At 67.1% G+C, this 18393-nt stretch carries 23 protein-coding genes; 11 read left to right on the top strand and 12 right to left on the bottom strand.

The window, feature by feature from the left end; all coding sequences use genetic code 11:
• Positions 1 to 88: 88 nt before the first annotated feature.
• Entirely contained in the window at positions 89 to 844 is a 756-nt protein-coding gene (locus tag ASPU41_RS02915) for a FadR/GntR family transcriptional regulator (RefSeq protein ID WP_069949650.1), read from the top strand.
• 98 nt (positions 845 to 942) lie between these two features.
• Here ASPU41_RS02915 and ASPU41_RS02920 read toward each other — a convergent pair whose 3' ends face one another.
• Complete coding sequence (locus ASPU41_RS02920; protein ID WP_069949651.1) at positions 943 to 1815, bottom strand: NAD-dependent epimerase/dehydratase family protein; 873 nt, start codon at positions 1813 to 1815, stop codon at positions 943 to 945.
• Between the two features lie 174 nt (positions 1816 to 1989).
• On the opposite strand from ASPU41_RS02920, the gene ASPU41_RS02925 reads away from it, so the two are divergent.
• The 5 genes from ASPU41_RS02925 to ASPU41_RS02945 all read left to right on the top strand — a co-directional run bounded on the left by ASPU41_RS02925 (position 1990) and on the right by ASPU41_RS02945 (position 5301).
• Entirely contained in the window at positions 1990 to 2454 is a 465-nt protein-coding gene (locus tag ASPU41_RS02925; RefSeq protein ID WP_069949652.1) for a universal stress protein, read from the top strand.
• Positions 2451 to 3320, top strand: coding sequence for a hypothetical protein (locus ASPU41_RS02930; protein WP_069949653.1), 870 nt, complete (start codon positions 2451 to 2453; stop codon positions 3318 to 3320). Before ASPU41_RS02925 ends, ASPU41_RS02930 begins: the two co-directional genes overlap by 4 nt.
• A gap of 5 nt (positions 3321 to 3325) precedes the next feature.
• Positions 3326 to 3766 (top strand): hypothetical protein, encoded by a 441-nt coding sequence (locus ASPU41_RS02935; RefSeq protein WP_069949654.1) that lies wholly within the window; start codon positions 3326 to 3328, stop codon positions 3764 to 3766.
• Positions 3763 to 4449, top strand: coding sequence for a hypothetical protein (locus ASPU41_RS02940; RefSeq protein ID WP_069949655.1), 687 nt, complete (start codon positions 3763 to 3765; stop codon positions 4447 to 4449). The genes ASPU41_RS02935 and ASPU41_RS02940 overlap by 4 nt, the downstream gene beginning before the upstream one ends.
• A gap of 114 nt (positions 4450 to 4563) precedes the next feature.
• Positions 4564 to 5301, top strand: a complete 738-nt coding sequence (locus tag ASPU41_RS02945) for a hypothetical protein (RefSeq protein ID WP_069949656.1) — start codon at positions 4564 to 4566, stop codon at positions 5299 to 5301.
• A gap of 4 nt (positions 5302 to 5305) precedes the next feature.
• Here ASPU41_RS02945 and ASPU41_RS02950 read toward each other — a convergent pair whose 3' ends face one another.
• The 6 genes from ASPU41_RS02950 to ASPU41_RS02975 all read right to left on the bottom strand — a co-directional run bounded on the left by ASPU41_RS02950 (position 5306) and on the right by ASPU41_RS02975 (position 10479).
• Complete coding sequence (locus ASPU41_RS02950) at positions 5306 to 5719, bottom strand: DUF302 domain-containing protein (RefSeq protein WP_069949657.1); 414 nt, start codon at positions 5717 to 5719, stop codon at positions 5306 to 5308.
• Positions 5716 to 7077 carry a phosphoribosyltransferase gene (locus ASPU41_RS02955; RefSeq protein ID WP_069949658.1) on the bottom strand — a complete coding sequence of 454 codons (1362 nt, stop codon included), beginning with the start codon at positions 7075 to 7077 and terminating at the stop codon, positions 5716 to 5718. Before ASPU41_RS02955 ends, ASPU41_RS02950 begins: the two co-directional genes overlap by 4 nt.
• Positions 7078 to 7533: 456 nt before the next feature.
• Entirely contained in the window at positions 7534 to 8424 is an 891-nt protein-coding gene (locus ASPU41_RS02960) for a hypothetical protein (RefSeq protein WP_069949659.1), read from the bottom strand.
• Positions 8425 to 8664: 240 nt separating this feature from the next.
• Positions 8665 to 9393, bottom strand: coding sequence for an esterase/lipase family protein (locus ASPU41_RS02965; protein ID WP_069949660.1), 729 nt, complete (start codon positions 9391 to 9393; stop codon positions 8665 to 8667).
• Complete coding sequence (locus tag ASPU41_RS02970; RefSeq protein ID WP_069949661.1) at positions 9390 to 10190, bottom strand: alpha/beta fold hydrolase; 801 nt, start codon at positions 10188 to 10190, stop codon at positions 9390 to 9392. Before ASPU41_RS02970 ends, ASPU41_RS02965 begins: the two co-directional genes overlap by 4 nt.
• A gap of 79 nt (positions 10191 to 10269) precedes the next feature.
• Positions 10270 to 10479: a hypothetical protein gene (locus ASPU41_RS02975; RefSeq protein ID WP_069949662.1), complete on the bottom strand. Its 210-nt coding sequence runs from the start codon at positions 10477 to 10479 to the stop codon at positions 10270 to 10272.
• Positions 10480 to 10703: 224 nt separating this feature from the next.
• Between ASPU41_RS02975 and ASPU41_RS02980 the strand changes: the two genes are divergently transcribed.
• On the top strand, positions 10704 to 10949 hold the full coding sequence (locus ASPU41_RS02980; RefSeq protein WP_069949663.1) for a hypothetical protein: 246 nt from the start codon (positions 10704 to 10706) through the stop codon (positions 10947 to 10949).
• A 101-nt stretch (positions 10950 to 11050) separates the two neighbouring features.
• Here ASPU41_RS02980 and ASPU41_RS02985 read toward each other — a convergent pair whose 3' ends face one another.
• Entirely contained in the window at positions 11051 to 11470 is a 420-nt protein-coding gene (locus ASPU41_RS02985; RefSeq protein WP_069949664.1) for a VOC family protein, read from the bottom strand.
• A gap of 193 nt (positions 11471 to 11663) precedes the next feature.
• Positions 11664 to 12230 carry a type 1 glutamine amidotransferase domain-containing protein gene (locus ASPU41_RS02990; RefSeq protein WP_069949665.1) on the bottom strand — a complete coding sequence of 189 codons (567 nt, stop codon included), beginning with the start codon at positions 12228 to 12230 and terminating at the stop codon, positions 11664 to 11666.
• A gap of 223 nt (positions 12231 to 12453) precedes the next feature.
• On the opposite strand from ASPU41_RS02990, the gene ASPU41_RS02995 reads away from it, so the two are divergent.
• Both ASPU41_RS02995 and ASPU41_RS03000 read left to right on the top strand, forming a co-directional pair.
• Complete coding sequence (locus ASPU41_RS02995) at positions 12454 to 12705, top strand: DUF2630 family protein (protein WP_069949666.1); 252 nt, start codon at positions 12454 to 12456, stop codon at positions 12703 to 12705.
• Positions 12706 to 12727: 22 nt separating this feature from the next.
• Positions 12728 to 13705 (top strand): CapA family protein, encoded by a 978-nt coding sequence (locus ASPU41_RS03000; RefSeq protein WP_069949667.1) that lies wholly within the window; start codon positions 12728 to 12730, stop codon positions 13703 to 13705.
• Here the strand turns inward: ASPU41_RS03000 and ASPU41_RS03005 are convergent.
• Positions 13625 to 14755, bottom strand: coding sequence for an LLM class flavin-dependent oxidoreductase (locus ASPU41_RS03005; RefSeq protein WP_083266322.1), 1131 nt, complete (start codon positions 14753 to 14755; stop codon positions 13625 to 13627). The two genes, ASPU41_RS03000 and ASPU41_RS03005, sit on opposite strands and share 81 nt — an antisense overlap.
• Before the next feature lie 156 nt (positions 14756 to 14911).
• On the opposite strand from ASPU41_RS03005, the gene ASPU41_RS03010 reads away from it, so the two are divergent.
• Positions 14912 to 15646 (top strand): GAF and ANTAR domain-containing protein, encoded by a 735-nt coding sequence (locus ASPU41_RS03010; protein WP_231941149.1) that lies wholly within the window; start codon positions 14912 to 14914, stop codon positions 15644 to 15646.
• 32 nt (positions 15647 to 15678) lie between these two features.
• Here the strand turns inward: ASPU41_RS03010 and ASPU41_RS03015 are convergent, their stop codons facing one another.
• Positions 15679 to 16431, bottom strand: coding sequence for a GAF and ANTAR domain-containing protein (locus ASPU41_RS03015; RefSeq protein ID WP_083266323.1), 753 nt, complete (start codon positions 16429 to 16431; stop codon positions 15679 to 15681).
• Between the two features lie 282 nt (positions 16432 to 16713).
• Between ASPU41_RS03015 and ASPU41_RS03020 the strand changes: the two genes are divergently transcribed.
• Complete coding sequence (locus tag ASPU41_RS03020) at positions 16714 to 17913, top strand: IS110 family transposase (protein WP_231941150.1); 1200 nt, start codon at positions 16714 to 16716, stop codon at positions 17911 to 17913.
• 114 nt (positions 17914 to 18027) lie between these two features.
• Here the strand turns inward: ASPU41_RS03020 and ASPU41_RS23690 are convergent, their stop codons facing one another.
• The gene (locus ASPU41_RS23690; protein ID WP_269450072.1) at positions 18028 to 18156 is read right to left on the bottom strand and encodes a hypothetical protein; all 129 of its coding nucleotides are present in this window, start codon (positions 18154 to 18156) and stop codon (positions 18028 to 18030) included.
• Positions 18157 to 18393: the final 237 nt, after the last annotated feature.

Genomic DNA, 18393 nt, shown 5'->3' on the forward strand with positions numbered 1-18393 from the left:
ATGCATCTTTACATCTGCTCTGGAAGCGATCTTAGAGAAATAAAGCAGACTTAAACAACCCCTTGCGCCTCACCCGTATGATTTATTTATGAAAACCCCAAAGGCGGAGTCCTCAGCTGACCTGCATTCGGTGCTGGTCCACAAGCTGGGACTCGCTATTGCCGAGGGGACGCTGGCGCCGCATTCGATTTTGCGCCTGGACGAGCTGGAGGCGCAGCACAAGGTGTCACGCTCGGTGGTCCGGGAGGCCACGCGGGTGCTCTCTTCCAAGGGCATGCTGGAATCCCGACGGCGGCTGGGCACAGTGGTGCAGCCGGAAGACACCTGGAACGCCTACGACCCGCAGGTGATCCGCTGGCGGCTCGCCTCCTCCAGACGGCTGGAACAGCTGCAGGCGCTGAACGAACTCCGCGGCGCGATCGAACCCCAGGCTGCCCGCCTTGCCGCCGAGCGCGCCTCCTGGGACGCCGGCAGCGACCTGGTCTCCCAGGCAGCCCGGCTCTGGGCGGCGGGCCAGCGCGGGGACCACGACGAATTCCTGCGGCTTGACATCGAGTTCCACGCCGCAGTGCTCAAAGCGTCCGGCAACCCCATGTTTTCCCAGCTGCACAACCTCGTCACCGAGGTCCTGACCGGGCGCACCGAGCACGGCCTGATGCCGCACCTGCCGCAGCACGAGGCGCTGCAGCTGCACGTGGACGTCGCCAGCGCCATCCAGCGCGGCGAGGCGAGTGCGGCGCACGCCGCGATGAGCCGGATCGTGGAGCAATCCTCCGAGGAGATGGGCGACATCTGGTCCAGGCACCAACGGCCCGCCGCGCCCGAGCCCGCCGCCACCCCCTAATCCACCCAAGGATCCACCCAACGCGGGGTCACCTAACGCCCATCCGGGGCGTCTGGATGGGCGCCAGGTGACTGTGAGGATGGTGGCCGCTGGTTTGCTCAGTCTTCGGTGGGCGTGGTGCGCAGCGGGTGGTAGTTCCGCCAGCTGTGCTCCGGCGCGTAGCCGAGCAGGCGTTTGGCCTTGTCGATCGAGAGCAGGGTCTCGTGCTCTCCGAGTTCCTTGACCACGGCCACGTTCGGGAACACCTCCGCGGCGAGGCCGGCGCTGGAGCGGCTCATCACGGTGTCGGCGTTGGCGATGATGAACGCCTCGAACCCGGGGGTGCCGTGCTCGAGGGCCCGGGCCACCGCCTGCGCCCCGTCCCTGCCGTCGATGTAGCCCCAAAGATTCCACTTGCGCAGCTTCGCGTCGGCGTCGAAGCCGGGGAACTCCTCGTAATCCTCCGGGTCCATCACGTTGGAGAAGCGCAGCCCGGTGATGCTCAGCTCCGGATCCCAGCGGGTGAGCTGGACCGCCATCTGCTCCTCGAGGTGCTTCACCAGCGAGTAGGTGCTTTCCGGCCGGGCCGGGTACTCCTCGTCGACCGGGATGTAGGGAGGGTCGACGTCGAACGGCAGACCCAGCACCGTCTCGCTGGACGCGTAGACAATCTTCTTGATCCCGGCCCGGCGGGCAGCCTGGAACACGTTGTAGGTGGCCTGCATGTTGTTCTCGAAGGTCGCTGCGTCCGGGGCGTGGCCGGGAGCCGGGATGGCCGCAAGGTGCACCACCGCGTCGAACCCTGCATGCCGGTCCTCAAGGCCCAGGAACACGTCCACCACCTGGCCGTAGTTGCGCAGGTCCACCTCGGTATACGCGTGTCCGCGCGCGCCGGTGCGGTCCAGATTGGTGACCTCGTGGCCGTCCTCGCCCAGCCGCCGGACGACACTGCGGCCCAGCTTTCCGCTTCCACCAGTAACAGCAACTCTCATCGGTACTCCTCGGGTCGTGGGGTTTGTTCCACCCTAGAGGGGGCCGGGGACCGTGCACAGCCCTGGGGACCTCCGCGGGCCGGGCCGGGCGTGGGTGCCGTGCCGTCCCGGCGCGGTTCCCCGGGTGACTTTTGGCCCTAGGCGCTGCCGGGCGGACCGGGCAGGCTGGGGGCCATGAACGCTGATCAGCGGATAGTCGTGGGCGTGGATGGATCGGAATTCTCGACGACGGCGCTCCGGCTCGCCGGGCGGATGGCCACGTGTTTGGGGGCGCCCCTGGAGGTCGTCACCTGTCTGGGCACCTCGGATCTTTTCCTCGCCTCCCACCTGCCCGAAGAGAGCTCCCCCACCACGACCCAGCTGGAAGAATCAGCCAAGCGGCTCGTTGACCAGTCCCTGGAGCGCGCCTTCGGCGGGACCCTCCCGGAGGGCCTGACCCGGACCGTGAAGTTCGGACCCCCGGCCAAAGTCCTTGTGGAGGAGAGCCGAAACGCCCAGCTCCTGGTGGTGGGCAGACGCGGCCGCGGCGGCTTCCTCGCGCAGGTCATGGGATCGGTCAGCGGCGCCTGCGCGGCCCACGCCCACTGCCCGGTGCTGGTGGTCGGCGAGGACGCGGGAGAGCGCCAGGCGGGCGAATGACCCGCAGCCGGTGGCCGGTCCGGGCACTCTGGCTGCTCACCGGTGCACTGACCCTCCCTGCAGCGGTGACGGGGCTGCTGTTCCCGGAGATCTACCGGGGCGTCGTGCCGGCGGAGCTGCTGCCCGGTGCGGTATCGCAGGACCTGATGTCCGCCGTCGCGGGCATCACCCTCCCGGTACTCGCGTTCGCCGCGCGGCGCGGGCGGACCAAAGTGCAGCTCGCCGCGCTGGGAGTCCTGGGCTACCTGTTCTATGCCTACGGCATCTACTCCATCGAGCGGACCTACAACGGCTTCTACCTCGTCTATCTGGCCGTCTTTGCCTTGTCCTTCTGGGGGATGGTCTTCACAGCGATGGAGCTGCGGGCGGATGGGCCGGTGCGTGCTCGGATACCCAAGGGCATCCGCGTCCTGTCGGCGTCGGGGGCGCTGCTGCAGCCGCTGATCTTCTATCCGCTCTGGGTTGCCATGCTGCTGCCACTGATGCGGACCGGCGAACAGATCGATTCGCTCTATTCGGTGTTCGTCCTTGACCTGTGCTTCATCATGCCGGCATTCCTGATTCTGGCGGTCCAGACGTTCCGCGGACGCTGGCCGGGGCTGGTATATTTGCCGGCCCTGTACCTGCTCGGGTTCACCCTGATCTTCTCCCTTGCGCTGGGCGAGCTGTTCAAGCCGCTGTTCAACGTCCCCGTGTCGGTGGTGTCCCTGTGGTCCTCGGTGCTGCTGTCCGCACTCTTCCTGCTGCTGGGAGGGCTGCACCTCTGGAAACTCGAGCTGAATCCCGCCGGCCGCGGGGCCCGGCTCCACGGGACGCACCAACCGGACACCGCGGACGCCGGCGCCGTTCCCGGTCCGGAACGGTAGCAGCCATGGCACAGCTGCACGCTTCGGAGCGGACCCGGAGGGCGGAGCAGACCGGACGGCCCGGAAAAATCACGGGCTGCTTCTTCTTGTTCACCGGCGGCATCCATTTCGGAATCGTCGCCGCCGGCACCGAGTTCTACCGGCATTTCGCCGACGAAGCCCTGCTGCCTTTCATCACCGTTGCCTGGCACGAGGTCTTCATGGCCAATCCTGCCGCCTGGGGCATGGCCCTGTCCTTTGGCGAAGTTGCCTTGGGCCTGTTGCTGCTCCGCGGCGGCGGGTGGGCCACTGCTGGCTGGGTCGGCGTGATCGCGTTCCATCTGGGGCTCTTGCTGTTCGGCTGGGGATTCTGGCTGTGGAGTGTTCCGGCGCTGGCTTTCCTTGTCCCGTCCGCACTCGCGCACCGGCGCCGTCAGCACCCGCAAGAGAAAGGCCGCTTCCCATGAGCCGGTCCCCCGCGTCCACCCGGCTCCGCGGACCGCTGGCTGCCCTCGCCGCGGCGGCCGCCGCCGCCGGATACGTCCTCGCCCTCCGGCCCCGGCTGCTGACCTGGGGTGCGACCGCCCAGGAATCAGCCGGCCCGCTGCCCGGCGACGAACTCGTCCGCACGGCGCGGATGCAGAGCACACGCGCCGTCACCATCAACGCGCCGGCCGCGGGCGTCTGGCCCTGGCTCGTCCAGCTGGGTGCCGGACGAGGCGGAATGTACAGCTACGACCTGCTGGAAAACGCCGCGGGCCTCGGCATGCACAGCGCGGACCGGATCCTTCCCGAATACCAGCAGCTCGGCGTCGGCGATGTCATCCCGCTGGGTCCCGACGCGGGTATTCCGGTCCGGCGCCTGGAGAGCGGATCGGTGCTGGCTCTCGGCGGCAGCATGGATCCGCGCACCGGGAGGATCACCGCTTCCGGCGGGGCACCCGCGGGCCCCCGGCTGGAGCTCGGCTGGACATTTGTGCTGCAGCCCGTCGACGAGCGGACCACGCGGCTGCTGTCCCGCACGCGGTACGACTATTCCCCGCTGGCCGTGGGGCTGATCCTCCGGCCCGCGCTGGAGCCCCTGCAGTTCATCATGGAACGGCGCATGCTGCTGGGCATCAAGTCCCGGGCCGAGGGCCGCGGCCGATAACCGGCCGGGCCGCGGCGACCATGACCTTGTGCCCTACGCCTGCGGCCCCTGCGGGCATAGCTTTAATGTTCAGGGGCGGTGCGCAGCCGCCCGCCGACCTCCGGGAGGTAAACGGTGAAATCGGCAAAAACAAGCATCATCGCCGGCATCGCGCTGATGGCGGCCGGCATCCTGCTGCTGCTGGATCTGCTCGGAATCCTCGACAGCGCGGCTCTCGTGTGGCCGCTGATCTTCGCTGCGGCCGGGACGGTTTTCCTGACCCTGTTCCTCCGCAGCCGGGACAACTGGTGGGCCGCCATCCCCGGCTCGGTGTTCCTGGGCCTGGCGGCGGTCATCCTCATCACGCTGCTCGGGCCGAGCTCCGCTGCGGACTGGGGCGGCGCGGTCCTGTTCCTGTTCATGGGCGCAGGCTTCGGCGCGGTGTACGTGCGCGAACGCTCCAACTGGTGGGCGCTGATCCCCTGCGGGGTGATGCTGACGCTTGCCCTCGTGGTGGCCCTCCCGCAGGACTGGGAAGGAATGCCGGTTGCCGCCGTCCTGTTCCTGGGCATGGCTGCCACCTTCGCTGCGCTGTCCCTGGTTCCCGTCCAGCCGGGACCGGGCCCCCTCCCGGGCCAGCCGGCTGCCCTGCCCGGTGAGCCCGGCGCCGGGGAACCATCACGGATGAAGTGGCCGCTGATTCCGGCAGCCGTTTTGGCCGTGCTGGGGCTCATCTTCGCCCTGCAGGCCACAGTGCTGCTCGCCGCGAGCGAATTCTTCGTCCCGGCGCTCCTGGTGATTGCCGGGCTGGCGCTGCTGGTCTACGCCTACCGCCACCGGGCCGGCGGCCACCACAAGGTGCACGGCGCCTGACGGATCAGGCGCCGCCGGCCAGTTCAGCCATGGCCGCGCGCAGGCGGGTGCCGGCGTCCTCCGCCACCTCGCGGACCGCGGGGGCGTCGCTGAGCTGCACCATGGTCTGCGGGTCGATCGCATGGACCGTGGTCTCGGCGGCCCCGGTTCCGCGGCGCACCACGACGTTGCAGGGCAGGAGCGCCCCCATTTCCGGTTCGGCGGCCAGCGCCCGGCTGGCGAGCATCGGGTTGCAGGCACCGAGGATGACGTAGTCCCCCAGCGCTTCCGCGGCGTCCTCGCCGAGTTTGGCGGCAAAGGTGGCACGCACATCGATTTCCGAGAGTATCCCGAAGCCCTGGGCGGCGAGCGCCGTCCGCGTCTTTTCGACGGCGTCCTTCCAGCTCAGCGGGACGACGGCGGTGTAGGTGTAGCTCATGCAGTTGCTCCTGGTGATTGGTCTTTGGTCTGCAGCAGGTAGTCGACGAACCAGTCCCTGGCGAGGATGGCAGCCGCCGCCAGCGTACCGGGTTCTTCGAAAAGATGGGTGGCGCCCTGGACCACGGCCAGCTGGTTGGGGCAGCGCATCATCGCCTTTGCCTTGCGGTTGAGCTCCAGCACCTCGTGGTCGTAGCTGCCCACGATAAGGAGCGTAGGCGCCCGGACGGCGGACAGTCTTGGCCCGGCCAGGTCGGGTCGGCCGCCGCGGGAGACGACGGCGTTTACCCTGGCGGTTGGTTCGGAGGCGGCCCAGAGCGCGGCCCCGGCGCCGGTGCTGGCCCCGAAATAGCCAATGGTGCAGGAGGCCGTATCCGGCCGGCTGGCGAGCCAGTCCGTGGCTGAGGACAGGCGGCGGGCCAGCAGTTCGATGTCGAAGACGTTGGCGCGGTTTCGTTCCTCCGCCGGGGTCAGCAGGTCCAGCAGCAGGGTGCCGAGTCCGGCCTGCTGGAGCACCCCGGCCACATACCGGTTCCGCGGGCTGTGCCTGCTGCTGCCGCTGCCGTGCGCGAACAGCACCATGCCCCGGGCCGGGACCGGCAGGTGCAGCTGGCCCTGGAGACGAACCCCGCGCGAGGGGATCTCGACTTCCTCATCGACCTCCGCGGAGTCCTGCATGCCGGTTGTGGCCGGCTTCCGGGACTCCGGCGGCGAGTTCTCCAGGCGTTTGGCCGCGGCGTCGAGCAGTTGTATCACCTCGTCGTCCTCGGTGGGCGAGAAATCCCGGTAGTGGTAGCCGACCGCGGAGAACTGGTGTGGCGTGGCGAGGCAGACCACCTCGTCGGGCTCGGTGAGGCTCCTGAGGGTGTCGGCGGGGGCGACCGGAACTGCCAGGATGACCCTTGCGGCCCCGAGCTGCCGCGCGATCCGGCAGGCGACCCGGGCGGTGGACCCGGTGGCGATCCCGTCGTCGACGATCACTGCAATTCGTCCGGTCAGGTCCTGGCGCGTCCGGCCCTTCCGGAACCGGGCTACCCGGTTCTCCAGCACGGTCCGTTCATGGTTCTCGACGGCCTGCAACTCGGCTTCGCTGACCCGGGCGTGGGCCAGCACGTGTTGTTCCAGAACCCGCGCCCCGCCCTCACCGATCGCGCCCATGGCAAGCTCCGGCTGGTAGGGAAGTCCCAGCTTCCGGACCACGATGACGTCCAGCGGGGCGTTGAGGGCGGCGGCGACTTCGAAGGCGACCGGGACGCCGCCGCGGGGCAGGCCCAGGACCACGATGTCCTGGCCCCGCAGGTCCGCGAGCCGCCTTCCCAGTTGCCGGCCGGCGTCGACCCTGTCTTCGAAAATGCTCATCGGTTTGGCTTTCCAGTCGAGATGTCGGCCGCGGTCTTATCCAGGCGTGCGCTCCGCAGGCTGGGGAATTGACCAGTTGACCGCTCCTTCCCACTATCAGTCAGGAACGCGCCGGAGGTGAGGGCCATTGTGCCCGGTTTGGCGGGCGCCCCGTCCGGCGCCCGGTGATGCAGCATCTGGCCGGGCGTCGCAGGGTCCGGTCCTCCTCGAGGAGCAGGCGGGCGCGGTTCCCCTTGCCCAGGGTTCCAGGCCTGCGTACACATGGTTGACGCAGGAAACGAGGGCCCCTTGGGCGTCGGGATGAGTGTGGTCACCCAAATCGATACCGGAGGCCCTCGCCTGCACCTCACCGCACGCTATTCACAACGTCGGTGGGAATTGCACCCGGGCTACGTCCGCAAAGCTGAGTCCTTACCGTGGTCGGGGCTGGATCGTGGCGTTGCGGGCTGCCGGACGTCAGCCGGCGCAGTAGACGTCAACGAAGTACGTCCGGTCGCCCAGATTGTGATCGGCAACTTCGACCGAAACGGTTACTTTTCCGCCGGTGGCTTTGACGGACGATCCATCGGGGCCAGTGACGTGGTCGATGGCGCAGTTGGCCTGATCGGTGAGACGGATCAGGTGACGGCCCTGCTCTGCCGCTTCCACGTGTGCCTCGTGGAACGCCAGGATGGCTGGGTTGTATTCGGAGTATTTGGCGTTGGTGGCACCGTTGGTATCAGTCCACATGGCCAGCATGCCATCGACAGGCTCTGAAACGCCTGGCTTCCAGAACCGGGTGTCGATTTCCACGATCCGGGTATCACGGACCTTGAAGTTGTCGGTCTTGCTGTAGCGCGGCACAAAGCAGTACTTGTTGCCGGCGGTATTGCAGTTCAACTGTGACGTCGGAGTAACCCAGACCTTGTAGACGCCCCCGTTGTTTGGGGTGTCGAGGTAGGGGAACAGTTGGACGGTGGCGCCGCCGTCCTCGCCGTCGGAACCGGTTGCGTGGGCGCAGGCACCGGAGGGTGCAACGCCCTGGATGACACCCGAAGCGTCGACCGTGAACTGCCGGCAGGTCACTGCGTCGGTGGAAAGCAGGGTCTTGCCGGAGGGATCCGTGACCATAAATGAGTAGGTGCCTTCCGGAAGCCCGGCGGCGTCGTCGGGTGCATTAATTCCCGGTCCGCCGTTCAGATAGACGTCCTCCTTGGCCTGGTAGATATTCAAATTCACCGGAACACCTGAGCTGTCGGTGGTGAATATGGCTCCTGAGAGGGAGGCCGGTGCGGCGGAGGCCGGCAGCGATGGCAACATCAGCGCCGCTGCTGATATGACCGCCAGGAACGTGAGTTTACGAAGCATTGTCTTTCCCCTATCGGTATCGGTCCGATTGTCCAGATGCCGGTGGGGTAGAACCGGAAAAGACAGAGCGGATCCGGCCTTAGGGTAGGACCGGCCAGGGCGGGTTTCACGAGTATCCGATACTTGCTACCGGCAACAAAGTACTCGAGTCCCCACTGCCTCTATGCATCCGGCGGGGGGCGTGGAGTCGCCCGGCCAAGGGCCAGACCGCACGCGCTTCGAGGTCACGCAGTTTAAGGTCTACGCTGTGGGCGCGGCCGGGGACCCGGCAGGCGGCTCGGCGGCCGGCACCGCCGGGGTCCCGGCGGTGGCATCCAGGATGGTGCGGATCGTGTCCTCGTGAGCCAGGATCCGGAAATGGCCGGCGGTGTCCAGCTGGACATTCCGGGCGCCCGGCAGCACGCTGCCCTCGGGGATATGCGGATCAAAGAGCCCGTAGACCGAGGTGATGCGCTCGTTGACGCGTTCCTCCCGGGAGAGCTGCCTTGTCACGGAACTCCGCGGCGAAAACGCGCGCAGGCTCGGCAGCAGCATAAACGAGGCATAGCGCGAGCCGGAGAACGGCGAGCAGACAGCCACCATGCCCGCGATCCGGCGTTCCCGGTCCAGCTGCATCATCACAAGTTTGCCGATCAGTCCGCCTTTGCTGTGGGCGACGATCATCGTGTCCGAAAGGTCCTGCTCCCGGATGTATCCGGCAATCAGATCCGCAGCCTTGGGTACAGCAAGCCGGTTCCGGCGCAGCAGAGTGAGCACGTGCACCGGATGGCCCGCCTCATGGAGCCGCTGGACCAGCGGCAGCATGAAGCGCCAATCCTCGTAGACTCCCGGAATCACGACCACGGGCCGGCCGGTGCCGCCGAGGAAATCGTCCGGGCTGGTCCGGGAAACGGCGCTAAGGAGCTGCCGGCCCGCGGCATAGAGGTAATCCTGGACCCACCAAGCGACGGATTGCAGGACCCTGCTCATGCCGGGCGCTCCTGGGGAGTCTCCCTTGCCGCCGGGTGGATCGCGGCGAAGTCCAGGATGGCTCCTGCCACTTCCACGGAGCGGTTGTGCTGCACCACGTGCCCGGTGCCTTCGATTTCGAGCAGTTGGCCCCGGGCCGCGTGTGCGGCCAATCGGCCACACCAGTCAGCGGAGGCGACCGGGTCGTCGGCGCCGCGCACGACGAGGACGGGCGCGGAGACCCCGGTGATCCGCTCTTCCGTCGGGTAGTCCATCATGACGCGCAGGGTTTTCAGGTACCAGCTCGGGCCGCAGCGGAAATAGTCCGTGAAGACGATGGCATTCGAGGAGGGGCTTTCGAAGAACAGGCTGTCCCGGCCCAGGGCCAGGGCCTGCTGCACCACGGTGCGGCGCAGTGGATCGACCACCGGCCCCATCAGGACAAGCCGGGAAATCCGGCCCGGCTGCTGCAGCGCGGCTTCGATCGCGAACTGGCTCCCCATCGAGTGCCCGACGAGCACGAACTCAAGGACGCCCAGCTGCTCCAGGGCACCGAGGATGTAGGTGGCGTGGTCCGCGACGGGGAGGGTTGTCTCGGGGTGGGGCGTGGAACCGAAACCCGGCAGGTCGATCGAGTACGTGTCAACAGATTCCGCCAGCAGCCCGTGAAGTCTGCTGAGGTAGCGGTGCGAGACGCCGATTCCATGGATCAGGACGACGGCGGTCCGCGCCGGAGCGGGTCCGGCGGGAGCCTTGGATACGAACACATGGCCGAGCTGGCCTGCGGCCTCAATCTCGAAGCGTTCGGGCCTGCTCATGGTGGGCTCTTTTCTGTTCAGCGCTTTCTTCCTGCGCCGCGGTCGGCGTTCAGTAAGCATACTGACAAAATGCGGCCGATCAGCGTTCGCGCCTGTCCCGCTCGCTGAACTCCTCGTCAAGGTCGTAGTGCCTGAACTCGGTTTCCGGGTTCGGCTCGCCGTCCGCGACATATTCGTAATCCAGCTGCCGCTGAACCTGGCTGTCCAGAACCTGCAACTCTTTGTTTCCCACCTCGCTCAGATCCTCCGGGAACTCATCCTCCGGGGTGAGGTGCAGCTTCTCGGTCATGGCACGCCTCTCCGGCCGGAGGTGGACTCGAAAAGCTGTGACCCGGCCGTCTCTAGGATAGCCGCGGCCGGAGAGGGTGGGAATACAGGCGTCGGACACGCGCCAGGGGCTGCCATGGCTCGGCCGCGGCCGCCGCTGTATCTTGGGCAGGTCAGGACCGTGCGGGCCCGGCAGCGCAGGTGGGCCCGGCCCGCCGATAACCGCCGACGAAAAGGGAGGAACGGATGAGCACCGAATCCAAGGAACCAGAGGACATCGTCAAGGACGGCGTCGAGGACGCAGACCAGCCGGGGAAGGCGCCGGTAGCCCGCGAGGAGGGCGCCGAGGCGGCCACTGAGGGCACTGGTGACACCGAGGCGCGGGCCGCTGCGGGGGCCGAAACCGCCAACGAGGCGACGGGGCCGGCCGAGGAGCAGGATGAAGAGTCAGGTGACGACCGCGGCCTCACCACGGATTCCAGTCCGGACTAACAAGCCGTGACCGACAGCGGCTGCGGGGACTTCGGGCAAGGTCCGGACCCCGGTGGGTCTGGACCTTGCCCGGGATCAACACAACCCGGCCGGGTTGCGCGCTAAGCCTGGCCCGGCTCTGGGCCGACGTTGACGAGCCAGTCGGTCCCGAATTTGTCGGTGCACATGCCAAAGATGTCACCCCAGGGGGCCTTCTCCATGGGCACGGTCACCTTTCCGCCGTCGGCGAGCTTGTCGAAATAGCCGCGCAGCTCGGCCTCGTCGGAACCGCTGAGGGACACGGAGATGCTGCTGCCGGGCGTGTACTCCATCCCGTTGGGCGTGTCGGCGCCCATCAGGACCATGCCCTTCTCCGCGATCAGCATGCCGTGCATGATCTTGTCCTGTTCGGCGGGATCCTCGCTGGCGTGATATTCGCCAAAGGTGCTCATGTTCAGTTGACCGCCGAAGACCGACTGATAAAAGGACATGGCTTCCTTGGCGTTGTCGCGGAAACTCAGGTACGGGTTCAGCGTGGTCATATCCGTGACTCCTTGCAGCTGGGGCGCCGGCCGGGATGTGCCGCGTTGCGGCCGTGGCCGGCACGCTTTTACAGGGCATATCCTGCCCCAAATCAGCGGCCCAGGGTAGGTGTCTGCGACAGGAAGGGACCGGCGGCGGTATGTGCCGCCGTCGGTCCCGGTCCTTATGTCCGTTCGGACCGGCTCCGGCCGCTCAGGCCGTCTGTCCGGCGTGCTCGCCCTCTTCGATTTCCTCCAGCAGCTTGTCGTTGAAGGCGGTAAGGTCGCGCGGGCTGCGGCTGGTCACCAGGCCCTGGTCCACCACCACTTCCTGGTCACTCCAGTTGGCGCCGGCGTTCTTCAGGTCGGTCTGGAGCGTGTGGTACGAGGTGACGTTCCGGCCGCTGATGACCCCGGCCTCGATCAGCAGCCAGGGGCCGTGGCATATCGAGGCCACCGGCTTGTGCTGCTCAAAGAAGGCGCGGGTGAACGCCTGGGCGTTCTTATCGGCGCGGAGATGGTCCGCGTTGACGACGCCGCCGGGGATCACCAGGGCGTGGAAATCGGAGGCGTTGGCCTCCGCGACGGTGAGGTCGACGTCGAACTTCTGCCCCTTCTCGGTGCCGTCGTAGCCCTGGATCTTCCCGCTCTTGGGCGCCACGAGCGTGGGCTCGCCGCCGGCTTCCTTCACGGAGTTCCAGGGGCTGGTCAGCTCCACCTGCTCCACGCCGTCCGTCAGCAGGAAGGCGACTTTCTTACCGGCAAGATTGTGCCCTGACATGTGTCCTCCTCTGGTACCGGGGAGATCCGCGCGGCCGTTGGACCGGCCGGGATCCTCCATTCGGTGAGTTGATGCCTTACAGAATTCACTCTAGGAAGCAACAAACTAATAAGCAAGCTGATTATGTTTCCCTGGCCTGCAGGAGGGTGGAACCTGCACTCTGGCCAGCGCGTTGCGGCCTCGCTACGCTGGCGGAAGTACTCCTACCCGAAAGAAGGCCGTGATGGACGAACAACACATCCTGGAACGCATCTCCGCGCTGGTGGACGAAGAGCAGGCGCTCCGCGAGAAGGCCCCGTCCTCCACCCCGGACTATGAACACGGTCCGGAACACGCCCGGCTCAAGCGGATTGAAGAGGACCTGGACCAGTGCTGGGACCTCCTGCGGCAGCGGCGGGCCAAGCTGCAGTACGGCGAAAACCCGGATGAGGCGCAACCCCGCCCCGTCAAGCAAGTGGAAAACTACGAGTCCTAGCTCACCGGCAGGCGGGTGTGCCATGTTGATTGCGCTGTTGGGGGACGTCATGCTGGGCCGGCTCGTGAACGAGCGGCTGCGGCGGGTCGGCGCCGACTACCCGTGGGGAGATACGGAGTCCGCGCTGGGCACGGCCGACCTCACGGTCGCCAACCTTGAATGCGTCCTCGCCGCGGGCGGGGAACCGGAAGCGGGGAAGGTCTTCCATTTCCGTTCCGACCCGAAAAACGTGGACTGCCTCCGCGCTGCGGGGATCGGAATGGTGTCGCTGGCCAACAACCATGTGCTGGACTACGGCGCCGGTGCCTTCCGGGAAATGCTGCCGGCGCTCGATTCCGCCGGCATCCTGCATGCCGGTGCCGGACTGGACCGGGAGGCCGCCCGCCGGCCGGCGGTGCGGCGCGTCTCGGGGACCGCCGTCGGCCTCATTGCCTTCACCGACAACCAGCCGGACTGGGAAGCGGGCCACGGACCCGGCGTCTTCTACGTGCCGGTGGTGGACAGCGACCGCAGGGTGGCGGAACTGCTGGCGCTGGTCCGGCGGACGAAGGCCCGCGTCGGCCTCCTGATCGTCTCGGCCCACTGGGGGCCAAACTGGGGCTCCGGGGCACCGGCGGAGCACCGCGAGCTGGCGCGGGCACTGATTGAGGCGGGGGCCGACGTCGTCTACGGGCACTCGCCGCACATTTTCCGCGGCATCGAGCTGTACCGGAACCGGCCGATCATCTACAGCGCCGGGGACTTCGTGGACGACTACGCGGTGGATCCGCTGGAGCGCAACGACCAGTCGTTCATCTTCCTGCTGGAGACGGACGCGGCCACGCCCCGGACGCTGCGGCTGTATCCGACGGTGATCACCGACTTCCAGGCCCGCCTGGCGGGCCGGAGTTCCCGGCAGATCGCGGAACGGATGCAGCGGCTAAGCCGGCACCTCGGGACCGCGAGCAGCTGGGATGCCGGCGGCGGGTTCCTCGAGATTCCGCTCGCGGCCGCGGGCTGAGCCGCCGTCCGGCGCCGGTGGGACCGTTCCGATCTCCCGGTTCACGGCCGGCATGATTTCGGTGGCGAGCAGCTCGATGGACCGGGCTGTCTCGGCAAACGGCAGTCCGCCGAGTCCGATCTGGGCCATGTAGCGGCTGTTCCCCAGGGTCGCATGGATTTCCAGCAGTTTCTCGGTCACCTCCTGCGGACTGCCCACCAGAAGTCCGCCACCGGGTTCGGTCCAGTTTTCGAAGGTGGAGCGGGGAAAATGGTCCACCGGGCGCGGCATGTTCTGTTCAAAGTAGGCGCGGCAGTAGGGGTAGAACGTGTCGCGGGCCCGCTGGGACGTCGCGGCCGCGTAGAAGTGTCCGCCGGCCCCGACCTGAAGGGCGGCCGGGTCGTGGCCGGCGTCGGCGGCGGTCTGGTGGTACAGCTCCACCAGACGCCGGAACCTTGCGGGTCCGGACAGCAGGGCTACAAACAAGGGAAGCCCCAGGCGTCCGGCCCGCGCGAAACTGGCCGGGGTCCCGCCGACACCCACCCAGACGGGGAGCTTGTCCTGGACCGGGCGGGGCGCGATGTCCATACCGGGAATGCTCTGGGTCAGCGACCCCTGCCAGGTCACGGCGGCGTTGTCCCTCAGTTCCAGCAGCAACCGCAGCTTCTCCTCGAAGAGGGCGTCGTAGTCCTCCAGTTCGTGGCCGAACAACGGATACGACTCGATGAAAGCGCCACGGCCGGCAATGATCTCGGCGCGCCCGTCGGAGATCAGGTCCAGGGTGGCGAACTGCTCGAAGAGCCGGACCGGGTCCTGGGTGGAGAGCACCGTGACCGCCGTGCTGAGCCGCAGCTTCGTGGTTTCCCGGGCGATGGCGGCCAGCACTATTTCCGGGGCGGACAGGGCGAAATCGCGCCGGTGATGCTCGCCGAGGCCCAGGAATCCCAGGCCGGCCTGGTCCGCCAGCTTGGCCAGCTCGATGATCTCCTTGAGGCGCTGCTGCGGGGACAGCGCCTTGCCGGTGCTGAGGTTGCGGGAAAGCTCGCCGAAGGTAAAGATGCCGAAGTCCATGATTCATTGAACATTCAAGCGTTGGATTTCATTCCGCCCGTTAGCCACCGCGCATCGGGCCGGGCTATGCTTTAAGTGGATCGCCGCTTGAGGCGTCCCGGCTCAAGCAGGGGGCATACGCAGGGTAGTTTCTATCCTCACGCCATAAGGCCCCAAGTGCTGAGCCAACCATTCAATCCACTCCCCCTCGATGAACTGACCGCCGTCTTCGCCCGCATCAAAGGCCTGCTCCTGACCGAGGACAAGGTAGACCGGGCGTTGCAGCTGCTTGTGCAGGCTGTCAGGGATGCCATTCCGGGATCGGCCGGGGCCGGGATCTCCCTCTTCGACGCCCAGGGCCGCGGAAGCAGCACGGCGGCGTCAGAACGGCTCGTGGAGCAGGCGGACGCCGCCCAGCATGACTTGGGACAGGGCCCGTGCGTCGCCGCCTGGACCGCAGGAAAAACGGTCCTGGTTCACGATGCCGCCGAGGATGGCCGGTGGCCGCTCTGGAGCCGGGCTGTCGCTTCGCTGCCGGTCCGATCCCTGGTCAGCACCCCGCTGGGGACCACCGGCGGGCCAATCGGCACCCTGAAGGTTTACGCCGCCCTGCCCGCTGCCTTTACCGCCGAGACCGGGCAGCTGCTCGAGAAGTTCGCCGTTCCCGCGGCAACCCTGATGGCCCATGTTCAAGGTCCGGAAACTCCCCGGCACCTGAGCGGGCCGTTCAAGGGTGCACTCGCCGGCCGGGACAACACCAACCGCGCCTGCGGGATCCTGATGGAACGCCACGGGCTGACGGCGGAGCAGGCCTTCCGTGAACTGCTGCGACGTGCCCGGACTGACGGAACGCCGCTGTCCCGGGTCTGCTCCGATCTCACCGACGGCCCGCGCCTGCCCACCGTCGGCTGACCCGCTGCCAAGCCCCATTCAGCCCGGCCGCGTCAGCCCTTCTCGGCCATTTCCCCGCTGACGGTCAGCTGTTCCGCGACGACGTGAAGCTTGATGTTCAGCTCTGAGCTGGCCCGTGAGAGCAGCAGGAACGCCTGCTGGGCGGTGATTTTGAACCGCTCCATCAGGATTCCCTTGGCCTGCCCGATCAGGTCCCGGGTATCAAGGGCCTGGGTGAGCTGGCTGACCTGCCGGCTGCCCGCGACGGCGACAGCCGCGTGGGCCGCCACCAGCGCCCCGATCCGCTCCGATTCGGCGTCGAAGACGCCCGCGTCATTCCCGAAGAGATTCAAGGCTCCGAGGTGGTCACCATCCACAAAGAGCTGGAAGGAGAGCATGCTCCGCGCTCCGAGCTGGAAGGCCTGCCGCGAGAATTCCGGCCACCGCTCATCCGTGCTGAGGTCCGGAACGCTGACCACCCGCTTTTCATAGGAAGCGTCCAGGCACGGCCCCTGACCGGTTTCGCTTTGGAGAGCATCCACCCGGCGCGGCAGATCACTGGAAGCGGCACGCGATTCGATCGTCCGGCTTCCCGTGATCAGGCTGACCGAGGCCTCGGCCGCGTGCGGCACCAGCTCCAGCGCGGCGTGCACGATCCCGTCCAGCATCGATTCGGTGTCCTCCTCGTGCTGGAGTTCCCGGGCGATGTCGCCCAGCCGGGCGGCAAGGCCATCGGCGCTGGTCGGCTGAACGCCGCGCGGAGCCCTTGCCTTGTCACCGGTTTCCGCTGAACTTGGTACCGTCATGGCGCACCCCTTATTTGCCTGGTTGGCTCCGTTGCTGTTCTCCTTATGGTGTTGCCGGGTGGTTCCGTGGCCGTTGTAGGGTCGTGGCTACCCGGGGGAGGCGGGTATGGCTTTGTTGCTGTGGCCGGACGACTCAGGTCGTGACGGCTCCGAAGGATTGGCCGCCCGCCGCCCCGCGATGACCCGACCGCTCATTGAGAGAAGCGACTTGAATCGCTGGATAAGGACACGACGGCGCGGTTATCTGCCGGGTTCGACCCGTACGACAGACTGGAGGCTGTTTTGGCGAAATTGTGGGCCGGTATCGACGCCGGCAAAGCCCATCATCACTGCGTTGTGATCGACGTCGACGGAAACCGGCTGCTCTCGCAGAAAATCCCCAACGACGAACCCGCCCTGCTCGAGCTCATCACCGCCGTCCTCAAACTCGGCGACGGGGACGAGGTCATCTGGGCAACAGACCTGAACCACGGCGGCCCGGCGCTGCTGATCGCCATCCTCGTGGCCCACGGCCAGAACATCCTCTACATCCCGGGCCGGATCGTCCACCACGCCTCCAAGCTCTACCGCGGCGAGGGCAAAACGGACGCGAAAGACGCCGCCGTCATCGCGGACCAGGCCAGGATGCGCCGCGACCTGCAGCCCCTGCGGGCCGGGGATGAGATCAGCACGGGCTTGCGGATCCTCACCGCCCGCCGGGCCGACAAATCCGCGGACCGCGTCCGGGCAATCAACCGCCTTCAGGCCCAACTGCTCGAATACTTCCCGGCGCTGGAACGGGCCTTCGACTACAGCCGCTCCAAAGCCGCGCTGCTGCTGCTGACCAAACACCGCACCCCGGACGGGATCCGCCGCGCCGGTCAAGCCAGGATCCACGCCTGGCTCAAAAAGCAGGGTGCCCGCTCGTCGGCAGCAGTTGCGACATCTGCCGTAGAGGCCGCAAAATCCCAGCACACCACCGTCCCGGCCCAGTACCTCGGCGAACTGATCGTCGCCGCCCTCGCACGGGAGGTCATCACCCTGAACAAGGAACTGGCCGAGCTGGACGCGCTGATCAGCGAGAAAGTCACCGAACACCGGCACACCAAGGTGCTGCTGAGCATGCCCGGCTTCGGACCCGTCCTCGCCGCGGAGTTCCTCGGGGCCACCGGCGGGGACCTGGAAGTCTTTGAAACCGCGGACCGGTTCGCCGGCGTCGCCGGACTCGCACCCGCACCCCGGGACTCCGGCAGGATCACCGGCAACCACCACCGCCCCCGACGCTACGACCGCCGGCTGTTGCGGGTCTTCTACCTCTCCGGGCTCTCGGCGCTGAAAAGCTGCCCCGCCTCACGGACCTACTACGACCGCAAACGCGGCGAAGGCAAAACCCACATCCAGGCCATGCTCTCCCTGGCCAGGCGCCGCCTGAACGTCCTCTGGGCCATGCTCCGCGACGGCACCACCTACGCACCTGTTGCTGCGGAGCTGAAAACTGCGTAATGGGTCGCTAGCCGCTGTCGGCGGTGAGGTACGGCAAGTGGAGCTCTGTCAGGCGCTCATTGATGACCAACGCCAGCAGATTGCAGTCCTGGGGCGGCAACGGTTTCAGTCCGTTCAGATATGCATCCACGGCCCATCGGCCGCGGTTGCCCCGTATGAGAGGTACGCCAGCCAGACTTCATCGGCCTCGAGGCCCGAGAGCAGGAAGGCAATATGAGTCAATTCCTGCTGGTATTCATCCACCGGGATCCGCACTTTCTGACCTCCCGAACTTCGCAGACCGTGCGGACGTCTGCAAGCCTCGGTAACCGAGCATGCCGGAACGTTCCGCAATCGGGACATACCTGGCGTGGCCAAATTTGGCATCATTCCTCCCGGAAACCAGCGCGAACTGGGCCCGGGGATAGAAGGCGACACTGAGCTAGTACGCGGGGCCGTGTTCCATCCGCCGGGCGATCTCTGGCCTTCTCCAGCCTCGGA

The sequence above is a fragment of the Arthrobacter sp. U41 genome (assembly GCF_001750145.1).
Taxonomy (GTDB): Bacteria; Actinomycetota; Actinomycetes; order Actinomycetales; family Micrococcaceae; genus Arthrobacter.